This window comes from Streptomyces sp. NPDC005181, assembly GCF_040608395.1.
Lineage (GTDB): Bacteria > Actinomycetota > Actinomycetes > Streptomycetales > Streptomycetaceae > Streptomyces.
Genome location: NZ_JBEXID010000041.1, coordinates 57,393 through 69,016, shown reverse-complemented (window position 1 = coordinate 69,016; position 11,624 = coordinate 57,393). Strand labels below are relative to the sequence as shown.

At 72.4% G+C, this 11,624-nt stretch carries 7 protein-coding genes; 5 read left to right on the top strand and 2 right to left on the bottom strand.

The window, feature by feature from the left end:
* The 4 genes from ABZV38_RS24510 to ABZV38_RS24495 all read left to right on the top strand — a co-directional run.
* The coding region (locus ABZV38_RS24510) for a lyase family protein (protein ID WP_356330230.1) at window positions 1-865 on the top strand (865 nt) is incomplete at its 5' end.
* Window positions 866-1,020: 155 nt separating this feature from the next.
* Window positions 1,021-2,193, top strand: a complete 1,173-nt coding sequence (gene pcaD, locus ABZV38_RS24505; RefSeq protein ID WP_356330228.1) for a 3-oxoadipate enol-lactonase — start codon at window positions 1,021-1,023, stop codon at window positions 2,191-2,193.
* Window positions 2,194-2,198: 5 nt separating this feature from the next.
* A complete protein-coding gene (locus ABZV38_RS24500) occupies window positions 2,199-3,377 on the top strand; it encodes a 4-hydroxybenzoate 3-monooxygenase (protein WP_356330227.1) in 1,179 nt (392 codons plus the stop codon).
* Between the two features lie 189 nt (window positions 3,378-3,566).
* Window positions 3,567-5,261, top strand: a complete 1,695-nt coding sequence (locus tag ABZV38_RS24495; protein ID WP_356330225.1) for an IclR family transcriptional regulator C-terminal domain-containing protein — start codon at window positions 3,567-3,569, stop codon at window positions 5,259-5,261.
* A 68-nt stretch (window positions 5,262-5,329) separates the two neighbouring features.
* On the opposite strand, the gene ABZV38_RS24490 is transcribed toward ABZV38_RS24495, so the two are convergent.
* A complete protein-coding gene (locus ABZV38_RS24490) occupies window positions 5,330-7,699 on the bottom strand; it encodes an ATP-binding domain-containing protein (protein WP_356330223.1) in 2,370 nt (789 codons plus the stop codon).
* A 127-nt stretch (window positions 7,700-7,826) separates the two neighbouring features.
* Window positions 7,827-9,878 (bottom strand): translation factor GTPase family protein, encoded by a 2,052-nt coding sequence (locus ABZV38_RS24485; protein ID WP_356330222.1) that lies wholly within the window; start codon window positions 9,876-9,878, stop codon window positions 7,827-7,829.
* A gap of 583 nt (window positions 9,879-10,461) precedes the next feature.
* Here ABZV38_RS24485 and ABZV38_RS24480 point away from each other — a divergent pair.
* Window positions 10,462-11,523: a hypothetical protein gene (locus ABZV38_RS24480; protein WP_356330220.1), complete on the top strand. Its 1,062-nt coding sequence runs from the start codon at window positions 10,462-10,464 to the stop codon at window positions 11,521-11,523.
* Window positions 11,524-11,624 lie beyond the last annotated feature (101 nt).

The window sequence follows — 11,624 nt, the reverse complement described above, 5'->3', positions numbered from 1 at the left end:
GCACGGCCGCGGGCCGCGCCGCCCCCCCCCCCCCCCACAACTCGGCGGAGCGGCCGGCACCCTGGCGGCCTTCCACGCGTTCGCCGAGGCCGACGGCGCGACCGCCGGCCCGGATCCCGGCCCGGACCTGGGCCTGCGGCTGCTCGCCGGCTACGCCGCCGAGACCGGACTGGCCGAGCCCACGCTGCCCTGGCACACCCTGCGCACCCCCGTCGCCGACCTGGCCGGCGCCCTCGCCTTCACCTCCGGGGCACTCGGGAAGCTCGCCGCTGACGTCCTGTTGCTGTCCCGTACGGAGATCGGCGAACTCGGCGAGGGCAGCGGCGGCGGCTCCTCCACCATGCCGCACAAGGCCAACCCGGTCCGCGCCACGCTGATCGCCGCCGCGGCCCGACAGGTCCCCGCCCTCGTGTCCGTGCTCTACGCCGGGCTCGCCGCCGAGGACGAGCGCCCGGCCGGCGCCTGGCACGCCGAGTGGCAACCCCTGCGCCAGGCCCTGCGTCTCGTCGGCGGAGCCGCCCGCGATGCCGCCGAACTGGCCGAAGGCCTGCGCGTCCATCCGCACCGGATGCGGGACAACCTCGACGCCACCGACGGCTTGATCATCAGCGAGCGGCTCGCCGCGGTGCTGGCGGCGCTGATCGGCCGCGGCGAGGCCCGGCAGGCGCTCTCCCGGGCCTCGCGCCGCGCCCTCGAACAGGGCATGGAACTCGACGAGGCCCTCCGGGAGGAGCCCGGCATCGCCGGTGTCCTTCCGCAGGACCGGCTGCGCGAGCTGACCGACCCGACGCAGTACGCGGGCTCCGCGGGTGCCCTCGTGGACCGCGCCCTGCGCCGCACCGGCGCCGCCCGGAAGCCGACCTGACACCGCACCGCCACTGCCCATGACCCGCCCTGACGCAGCGTCGGACATCGACGGCTCCGCACAGCCCCGGCCCCGTGGCACCGACCGGTGGCCGCGAGCCGTCCGCGACCCACCGCCCACCGGACGGCCCCGCACACCCAGCACGAGGAGACCGCATGAGCACTTCTGCCCCCGCGCAGCGTCTGCTGCACCACCGCGTGGACGGCCGGGACTCCGCCCCGCCGCTGATCCTGGGCCCGTCGCTCGGCACCTCGCTGGCCGTGTGGGAGCCGCAGACCCCGGCGCTGGCCCGGACCCACCGAGTGGTGCGCTGGGACCTGCCCGGCCACGGCGGCTCCCCGGCCGGCCTGCTGCCCGACGGCGGCACCGTCGCCGACCTCGGGCAGCTGGTCCTCGGCCTCGCCGACGAGCTCGGCATCGAGGAGTTCGGCTACGCCGGCATCTCGCTCGGCGGCGCCGTCGGCACCTGGCTCGCCGTGCACCACCCCGAGCGGGTCACCTCGCTCGCGATCCTCTGCTCCTCGGCCCGCTTCGGTCAGCCGGAGGGCTGGTCCGACCGTGCGGCGCTGGTCCGCGCCGAGGGCACCGGCCCGGTCGCAAAGACCGCCCTCGCCCGCTGGTTCACCCCGTCCTTCGCGGCCTCCCCGGCCGCCGGGGCAGTGGTCGACGACTTGTCCGCGGCCGACCCCGGGGCCTACGCCGGGCTCTGCGACGCACTCGCCTGCTTCGACCTGCGCGCCGAGCTGCCTCGTATCACCGCGCCGACCCTGGTCGTTGCGGGCCGCGAGGACCCCGCGACGCCCGTCGCACACGCCCGCGAGCTGGCCGACGGCATCCCCGGCGCGGCCCTGACCGAGGTGGCGCACGCCGCGCACCTCGCCAACGTCGAGCGTCCGGTGCCCGTGCTGGCCGCCCTGCTGGGACACTTCGCGGCCGATGCCGCCCCGCCCGCCGACGACGCCTCCCGGTACGGCTCCGGTATGGCCGTGCGCCGCGCCGTGCTCGGCGACGAGCACGTCGACGGGGCGATCACCCGCACCACAGACTTCACCGCCGGTTTCCAGGACTTCATCACCCGCTACGCATGGGGCGAGATCTGGACCCGGCCCGGGCTGAGCCGCCGAACCCGCAGCTGCATCACCCTCACCGCGCTGGTGGCCCACGGCCACCACCAGGAACTGGCCATGCATGTGCGGGCCGCACGGCGCAACGGTCTCACCCCCGCGGAGATCGAGGAAGTCCTGCTCCAGTCGGCCGTCTACTGCGGCGTGCCCGCAGCGAACGCCGCTTTCGCCGTCGCGAACCGCATTCTCGAAGAGGAGAACTGACCGCCATGGACCACACCACCGTCGGCATCATCGGCGGCGGCCCCGCGGGCCTGCTGCTCGCCCGGCTCCTGCACAACTCCGGCGTCGACTGCGTCGTTCTGGAGAGCCGCGACCGCACCTACGTCGAGCAGCGCCAGCGCGCCGGCATCCTCGAGCAGAGCACGGTCGACGTGCTGCGGGAGTCGGGTGCGGGCGAGCGGCTGGACCGCGAGGGTCTGGTCCACGACGGCATCGAGCTGCGCTGGGACCGCCGGTCACAGCGCATCGACTTCCCGTCGCTCACGGGCGGCCGCAAGGTGTGGGTGTATGCCCAGACCGAGGTGGTCAAGGACCTGATCGCCCTTCAGGTGGTGGACGGCGCCCCGCTGTTGTTCCAGGCCCAGGTGAACGCGGTCGCCGGAGCCGACACGGACCGGCCCGTCATCCACTACACCCACCAGGGCCAGGACAGGACGCTCAGCTGCGACTACATCGTGGGCTGCGACGGGTTCCACGGCGTGACCCGCAGGGCGGTGCCGGACGGTGTCATGAGCACCTTCGAGCGGGTCTACCCCTACTCGTGGTTCGGCATCCTGGCCGATGTCCCGCCGTCCTGCGACGAGCTGATCTACGCCCACTCGCCGCGCGGCTTCGCCCTGCACAGCATGCGCTCCCCCACGGTCAGCCGGCTGTATCTGCAGGTCCCGAACGGCACCGACCCGGCCGACTGGCCGGACGACCGCATATGGGACGAGCTCGACGCCCGTTTCGCGATCGACGGCGACTGGTGGCTCGCACGCGGCCGGATCACCTCCAAGGCCGTGCTGCCGATGCGCAGCTTCGTCACCGAGCCCATGCGCTGGGGCCGGGTCTTCCTGGCCGGCGACGCCGCGCACATCGTGCCGCCCACCGGTGCCAAGGGGCTCAACCTCGCTGTCTCCGACGTCGTCGTGCTCGCCCGGGCCTTCGCCCATCTGAAGGACAGCGGCTCCGCCGAGCTGCTCGATGCGTATTCGGACACCTGTCTGCGCCGGGTGTGGCGCGCGGAGCACTTCTCGTACTTCATGACGACGACCCTGCACACCGACCCGGGTCAGAGCGCATTCGAGACCCGGCTCCAGGTCTCCCAGCTGGACCGCGTCTCGTCGTCCCGGCACGCGGCCGCGGAGCTCGCCGAGAACTACGCGGGCCTGCACATCGGTTGAACCCCTGCGGACGCAACGGCGGTGCGAGGCCGGAAGAGGGCCACGCACCGCGGGCGTCGCCCGGGCCCGGGCGCCGGTCACCCCGTCGGCGCAGGTGAAGCGGGAGCGGGGGCCCGGCCGCCCCGCGCGGCCGTAGGGCCCGCCGGGTACGGTTTCCGGACACCCCGGAGGCTCGACGAGGAGGACCGCATGCCGCATGCCGCGACCGCATCCAAGGCGGCCGCCGCAGCACCCGGCGGCGACCCGGTCGGACCGCTGGAGCGCGGTCTGGCCGTGCTGCGCGCCCTGGCCGCCCACCCCGGGCCCCGGATGCGCCCCGGGGATCTGGTCCGCGCCACCGGCCTGGCCCGCTCCACCGTCGACCGCATCGTCACCACCCTCACCCACCTGGGATATCTGCGCATCGAGGACGACCGCGACGTGCTGCTCGCGCCTCGCCTGATGGAGCTGGGCAATGCCTACCTCGCCTGCTCCGGTCTCCCCGACGCCCTGGAACCGCTCGCCGTCGCGTTGGCGGACGAGCTGGACGAGTCGGTCTCCCTCGCGGTGCCGGACGGCGGCGGGGTGCGGTTCATCAGCCAGTCCACCCGACGGCGCACCATGGCGCTGGCCTTCCGGATAGGCGACCTGCTGCCCGCCGAGCGCTGCGCCCCGGGTGCCCTCTTCGCCGCAGACTGGAGCCCCGAGCAGCAAGCGGCCTGGCGCACCCGGCTGCGCGACGACCCCCGCGACGCCGGCTTCCCCGCGGTTCCTCCCCGACCGGCGCCACCGGCCCCCGACGAGGTGGAGTCGGGCTTCCGGCAGCGGGTGGCCGACGCCCGGGACGCCGGCTGGGCCGCCGACGACCAGCTGATCGAGCCCGGTCTGATCGCCGTCGCGGTCCCCTTGCACGCGCCCGACGGCAGCACCGTGTGTGCGCTCAGCGTGGTCAGTCACACCAGCAGGCACAGCGCTCGGTCGCTGGCCGAGCACGCCCTGCCCCGGCTGCGGGAGTACGGGGCGCGGATGGAGACGGCGCTGGCCTCCCCCGCACCGGCGGCCACGCCGCCCGCACCCGGCGGCCTGGACACCTCACGCACCGCCAAGGCGGAGCTGGGTCAGGAATTCCTGCAGTCGCTGACCCGGGGGCTGGCCGTGCTCACCGCCCTGGGATCGGCACCCGGTGGGCTCACCCTGTCCGGCGCTGCGGAGGCCACCGGCCTGGCCCGCGCCACCGCCCGCCGGGCGCTGCTCTCCCTCCAGCAGCTGGGGTACGCGGCCCCCGCCGGTGAAGGGCGCCGCTTCACGCTGCTGCCCACGGTGCTGGAACTGGGCTACGCCCGGCTCTCCCGACTGACCTTCGCGGAGATCGCGCAGCCCCATCTGGCCCGGCTGGTGGAGCAGGTGCACGACTCGGCGTCCGTCGCGGTGCTGGCCGGCGACGAGATCATGTACGTCGCCCGGGTGCACACCGTGCGCATCATGAGCGTCAACATCACGGTCGGCACCCGCTTCCCGGCGTACGCCACCTCCATGGGCCGGGTGCTGCTGGCCGGCCTGCCCGAGCAGGAGGCGGCCGAGCGGCTGGCCCGCGCCTCGGTGCAGCCGCTGACGCCGTTCACCCGGGTCGATGCCGCCGATCTCGCCGAGGCCGTGGCGCAGGCGCGACGGGACGGTAACGCCCTGGTGGACCAGGAGCTGGAGGAGGGCCTGCGGTCGCTCGCGGTGCCGGTGCACGACCGTACCGGCCGGGTGGTCGCCGCCGTGAACGTCTCCACCCACGCCAGCCGGGGCACCCTGGACGACCTGCGGCGCGCGGTGCTGCCCGCGCTCACGGCGGCTGCTGTCGCGATCGAGGAGGACCTGGCGGTCGTGACAGAACGGGTCCGGCTCACGATCCCCTGACGACTCCGGCTCACGATCCCCTTGACGGGCCGGGCTCCTGATCCCGTTACGGGGCGGGTCGCCCGCCCTCAGGTGAGTTCCGTGACCGTCCCCTCCAGCACGACAGGGGCCGGGCCCCCGTGGATGATCCCGAGGCGCTGTGTCGCCCGGGTCAGTGCCACGTACAGGTCGTTCAGGCCGCGTGTCGACCGGGACAGGATCTCCGTCGGATCGGCGATCAGCACCGCGTCGAACTCCAGTCCCTTCGCCTGGCGTACCCCCAGCACCACCACCCGGCTCTCCAGATCGGGCGCCTCCCCGTACACCGCACCCGGGACCGACTCGGCGACCGCGGCGCCCAGTTCGTCGCGACGGGCATCGGGGACGAGTACCGCGAGCCGGCCGTCCTCCAGCGCGGCGGCCTCCTTCGCCGCCCGGTCGGCGAGGGTGCGGGCCAGCATGCCGGGCTCGGTGCGCATGCGCCACGGCTCCACCCCCGTCTCCCGTACCGACCGCGGCAGCTGAAGCCCCGGGCCGAGCGCCGCGAGGACCTCCGTGGTGGATGCCATGATCTCGGCGGGGGTGCGGTAGTTGACGGTGAGGGACGCCTGCCGCCACCGATCGCCGACGTGCGGGGCGAGCGCGGACGCCCACGAGGAGGCGCCCGCCGCGTCGCCGGTCTGCGCGACGTCACCGACCAGGGTCATGGAGCGGGTCGGGCAGCGCCGCATCAGCAGCCGCCAGGCCATCTGGGACAGCTCCTGCGCCTCGTCGACGATGATGTGCCCGAAGACCCAGCTCCGGTCGGCGAAGGCGCGTTCGGCGACGGTGCGCACCGCACGTTCCTCGTGGCGGTCGGCGAGCGTCTCGGCGTCGAGCATGCCGGCGAGATTCTCCTCGTCCTCACCGTCGCCTGCCGCAAGGTCGAGGACACCCTGCGCGTACGCGACACCCTCCGCCCGCTCGGCCGCGGCGGCGGCCTCGGCCGCACGGTTGTCCTGACCGAGCAGTTCGGCGGCCTCGTCGAGCAGCGGTACGTCGGCGGCGGTCCAGCTGTGCCCCGCCGCCCGGTACAGCAACTCCCGTTCTGCAAGGGTCAGTTCCTGTGCTGCCGAAGCGAGTCGGGCACGGTCGCCGTACAGATCGGTCAGCAGTTGCTGTGCGGTCAGCGGCGGCCACAGGTCATCGAGCGCGGCCCGTACGTCGGCATCGGAGGCGAGCATCCGCCTTACGTCGGCGATGTTCTGCGCCTCGGTCCGTTCCTGGGCGGCGGCCGAGTCTTCCTCGCCGAGCAGCCCCGGCAGCGCGTCCAGGTCGGCGCGTACGGCACGGTCGAGATCGGCCTCGGCGAGCACCTCGGCGATGTCCGCCTCAAGCCGGTCGGCGAGGTGGCGGGTGGCCTCGACGGACCGCCGGGCCAGCGCGGCGACGATTTCGCGCCGGAAGACGGAGGCAGCCCTGTTGTGCGGCAGCCTGGTTGCGCGGGCGGCGTCGGCGGCGCGCACGCACTCCTCGTGGTCGAGGCGGACGACATCGCCGTCGAACTCGACCTCCAGCCCGGTGCCCGCCGGTACCTGCCGGTCCCGGACCGCCGCCGCGATCACGGCCGCCATCTCCGTACGCCCCTTGAGCTCGGCGGTCTCCGACGGTTCGGTCCGGTCGGCGCGGACGCCCGGGAACAGCTCGCCGACGGTGGACAGCAGGACGCTGTTCTCGCCGAGGCCGGGCAGGACCTGGCCGATGTACCCGATGAAGGTGGGGTTGGGCCCGACGACCAGCACGCCCCGGGAGGCCAGTTGTCGGTGTGTGTAGAGGAGATACGCGGCCCGGTGGAGCGCGACCGCGGTCTTGCCGGTGCCGGGGCCGCCCTGCACCACCACGACCCCGCGGTGGTCGGAGCGGATGATCGCGTCCTGCTCTGCCTGGAGCGTGGCAACGATGTCGTGCATGCGGCCGGTGCGCCCGGCGTCGAGCGAAGCGAGCAGCGCGGCCTCACCGGTCAGCTCACCGGCCGGCACCCCGTCGCGGTCGAGTACCTCGTCGTCGAGCCGGACCACCCGGTCCCCGCGGGTGGTGATGTGGCGGCGCTTGCGGACCCCGTGCGGGGCGGCGGGCGTGGCGACGTAGAAGGGGCGGGCGGCGGGTGCGCGCCAGTCCAGCAGCAGCGGATCGTCGGCGGCGGACTCGGCGGGCAGCCCGACGCGCCCGATGTAGTGCCGATCACCGTCCCGCAGATCGAGCCGCCCGAAGCAGAGCCCGTTCTCGGCGGCGTCGTACCGCACGACCTGCCCGGCGTACCGGGCAGCGGCGGCCTCGCGCTCCAGCCGCCCCTGCCGGGTCCCGCCGGTCTCCCGCAGGACGCCGGTCAGCTGGTGCCGGGCGTGGTCGCGGAGGGCTTCCACGCGGGCGTGGAGCATGTCGAGATGGTCCTGTTCGTGTGCGATCTCAGCTGTGGACAACGGTGCACTGACTCCCTGCGGGCGGTGGCGGGCGGCAGCCAAGGGTGCCCTACATCGGGTCGGAAGGGGGAGCCGCGCAGGTCCGGAGAGGTACGCCGGACTCGGACCTCTCCGGCCCGGGCACCGGCTACCAGGGATCCCCCTGCCCGGCGGTCCCGCGCACCGTGTGCAGCAGGTACTCCTTGCGGTTGAGCGGGTTGTGGTCGGTACGCGGACGGTCCGGGACCGTACCGACTACCGCCCGGTACGAGTCGAAGGCGGTCTCCAGGACACCTTCGCCGCGAGTGAGCGCCGGAAGCTGTTGGTGCATCTCATGGACGCGCGCCGCCGGAATCTCACCCTCCAGCACGCACGACGCACCCTGCACCGCCGGTGTCCGCGGCACGGCTCGCAGGCGGGCCAGGACGGGCAGGACCGGGCCGAGCGTGTCCGCCGGAAGCTCCAGCCGGAACCGGTGCATCGGTTCGTGCACCGTGGTACCGGCCTGCCGCAGTGCGGCCATCAGGACCAGTGGTGTCAGATTGCGGAAGTCCCCGGCGGTACTCGACATGGATTTGTCGAATACCGCATGCGAATGGCTCTGCCGGGGCCAGTAGCCGGAATGCGTCATCGTGACCGTGCAATCGGTGACCTGCCAGCCGTGAATCCCCTGCCGCAGCGTCGCACGGACCGTTTCCTCGACCGCCCTCATCAATGAGAACGGCATGGATCCGAGCTCCACCTCCAGCCGGTATTCCACTCCGCTGCCGATCGGAGCGGGATCGACGCGCAGCCCGATGGTCGCCAGGAACGGGTTGTGATCCGTGTCCCCGACCTCGAAGGCGGATCCGGTGCCGATCGGCCGTTCCAGACAGATGGTCGTGGTCTCCCGGAAGGTGACATCGATCCCGAATTCGTCGGCCAGCGTCGCCTGAATGACTTCTTTCTGCACCTCGCCGTAGAGCGATACGGACACTTCCTTCCGGATGTCGTCCTGGCGCAGATTGATCAGCGGGTCCTGTTCGGCGAGCTGGGCGAGTGCGAAATGCAGTTCGCCCCGGCCGGCCGGAGGGCGGGGAACGACGACCGATTCGAGCGTCGGCGGGGCGAAGAAGCTGTCGGTCGTGGCGGTGTCCGACACGCCGACCGCGTCGCCGATCCGGATGTCGCCGAGCCCCCGGAGCTTCCCGATCTGCCCCGCGCGGACCGACCCGGCACGGACGGTGGAACCCTGGTCGAAAACGCTGACGGCGGTGACCTTGCCGTCGTCGCGCCCGGCTCGCCGGCCCGGCGCGTCGCTTTCATCGCGCCCGCCGCCCCGGCCGAACGGCAGCCGGTCGCGGATCCGTACGGTTCCCGAGAACATCCGGACGTACGCGATCTTCTCGCCGCTCGAGCCGCGCTCGACCTTGAACACGGTGCCCGAGACCGGCCCGTCGACGTCCCCCTCGGCCGCGGGCAGCAGCTCCCTGATCCCGCCGATCAGCGCGTCCACGCCCGTCCCGGTGATGGCCGAGCCGAAGAAGACCGGATGGACGAGCGCCTGCCCGGTCTGCGCGACCAGCGCGTCGCGGAGCGTGCTGTACGGGAGCGGCGCGCTGCCGTCGACGTACGCGGCGAGGAGAGTGTCGTCGCGGTCGGCGAGCAGCTCGGTCAGCCGGGAGGTGAAGCCGTGGTCGGAGTCCGCGTACGGCGTGCAGCGGGCGCTGCGCGTCCCCAGCCCGTCGACCGACCCCATCGCGACCACGGCCGGGGTCAGCTTCTCGGAGACGGCCCGCAGCACGGACGCGTACTGCGCACCGCCGCGGTCGATCTTGTTCACGAAGATGAGCGTGGGGATGCGCAGCCGTTGCAGGGTCCGCATCAGCACCCGGGTCTGCGCCTGCACCCCCTCCACGGCGGAGACGACCAGCACCGCGCCGTCGAGCACGCTCAACACCCGCTCCACCTCGGCAATGAAGTCCGGGTGACCAGGTGTGTCGATCAGATTGACCATGATGTCGTCGATGGGGAACGAGACGACGGCCGACTTGATGGTGATGCCGCGCTGTCGTTCGAGCGCGAGGGAGTCGGTCTGGGTGTTCCCGTCGTCGACGCTGCCGATCTCGTCGATGACCCCGGCGGTGTGGAGCAGCCGCTCGGTCAGGCTTGTCTTACCGGCGTCGACATGCGCCAGAATTCCCAGGTTCAGCATGGGCACGAAGCTTCATGTCCTCAAGATCGGTGGCAATTTCCGTCTGAATGAACATGGGGGTTCCGCGCATGATCGTCTCCTGGGTCTCGATGGGCCGATGGCCGATCAGCTGATGCCGGAAGTACAGCAGGAGGCCACCCCGGCGGACAACTTATTTATGACCGGAGTTCCAGCAGGAACAGCCGGGTGTCCTGACTTTTCTGCACGGATCGCGGGGTCGGAGGCCGGGGCGACGGCCCGGACAGGGTCCGCCAGCGAAGCCGGGCTACCCCCAACTCGCCACTGTTCCAGGCTAGTTCGAGCACTTCACGCGGGACCCCGCACGCCCCGTCGAACACCCCGCCACCATGAGGCGCAGTCAGCAAACGGGTGGATCGGCGAACTCCAAACCTCGGTGCGGTGCCGCATGCAGTCCAACGGGTGATTATTTGCTTATCACCACCCGAAGAGCTCACGCATTCGCTCCAACACTGAGCTGCCTATTGGCGCTGCGGGGCATTTCGATTGACGGTAGATCACGTCGCTACTGCGTCACGTCGAGTCGACAGCCAGTCACTCACCGCAGTTGCGCCGAAAGGAACGTGTTCAGATGCGCTCTGCCCGCACCTTGTTCGCTTCGGCCGCCGTCAGTGCGGTCCTGGCGATCACGACACCCGCCGCCTACGCGATGACCGTGGCCGATGAACGGGACGGCGGCTCCTCCTACAGCAGCGAAGACTCTGACGGTGGCTACAGCGACGAGGGGGGCAGTGGCGACCTCGAGAAGGACGGCGGCGACAAGAAGGAAAGTGGCTACCTCGAGAAGCACGGCGGCGACAAGAAGGAAAGTGGCTACCTCGAGAAGCACGGCGGCGACAAGAAGGGCAGCGGCTACCTCGAGAAGCACGGCGAAAAGGGCAGCCACGGCAGCAAGCCCAACGGCGGCGTCCACACCGGTGGCGGCGCCATGGCCATGGCCGTGTCCGACGACGGCCACGGCGACAAGGGCGGCCACAGCGACGGTGCGGCGCCGATGGCCACCTCCACGGCCAGCTCCACGGCCACCGCCACGGCCAGCCCCGGGGGCGGCCACGGCGGCAAGGGCGGCCACAGCGACAAGGGCGAAGACGGCGACGGCTACGGCGAAGACGGCGGAGACGGAGACGGCTACGTCGACGAGGAGGGCTACGGCGACGAGGAGGGCAGCGGCTACCTCGAGAAGCACGGCGGCGAGGATGGCACCGGCGACCTCGAGAAGGACGGCGGCGACAAGAAGGAAAGTGGCTACCTCGAGAAGCACGGCGGCGACAAGAAGGAAAGTGGCTACCTCGAGAAGCACGGCGAAAAGGGCAGCCACGGCAGCAAGCCCAACGGCGGCGTCCACACCGGTGGCGGCGCCATGGCCATGGCCGTGTCCGACGACGGCTACGGCGAAGACGGCGGAGACGGCAGCGGCAGCGAGGAGGGCAGCGGCAGCGGCAGCGAGGAGGGCAGTGGCTACCTCGAGAAGCACGGCGGCGACACCCCGAGCGGCGGCGTCCACACCGGTGGCGGTGGGACGGCCGTGACCAACAACGGTCTGGCCGCCGGTTCGGCGCTGCTGATCGGTGGGCTCGGCGTCGGTGCGTACAAGATGCGCCGCCGCCAGGCCACGGGCGGTGCGGTGGCCTGAACGCACTGAACCGCTAGCCGATTGCGCATCTGTCGCGGTCGCCGTCCCTCGGGGCGGCGGCCGCGGCCGCTGCGTTTCCCCGCCCCACCGACCGGCCGGCC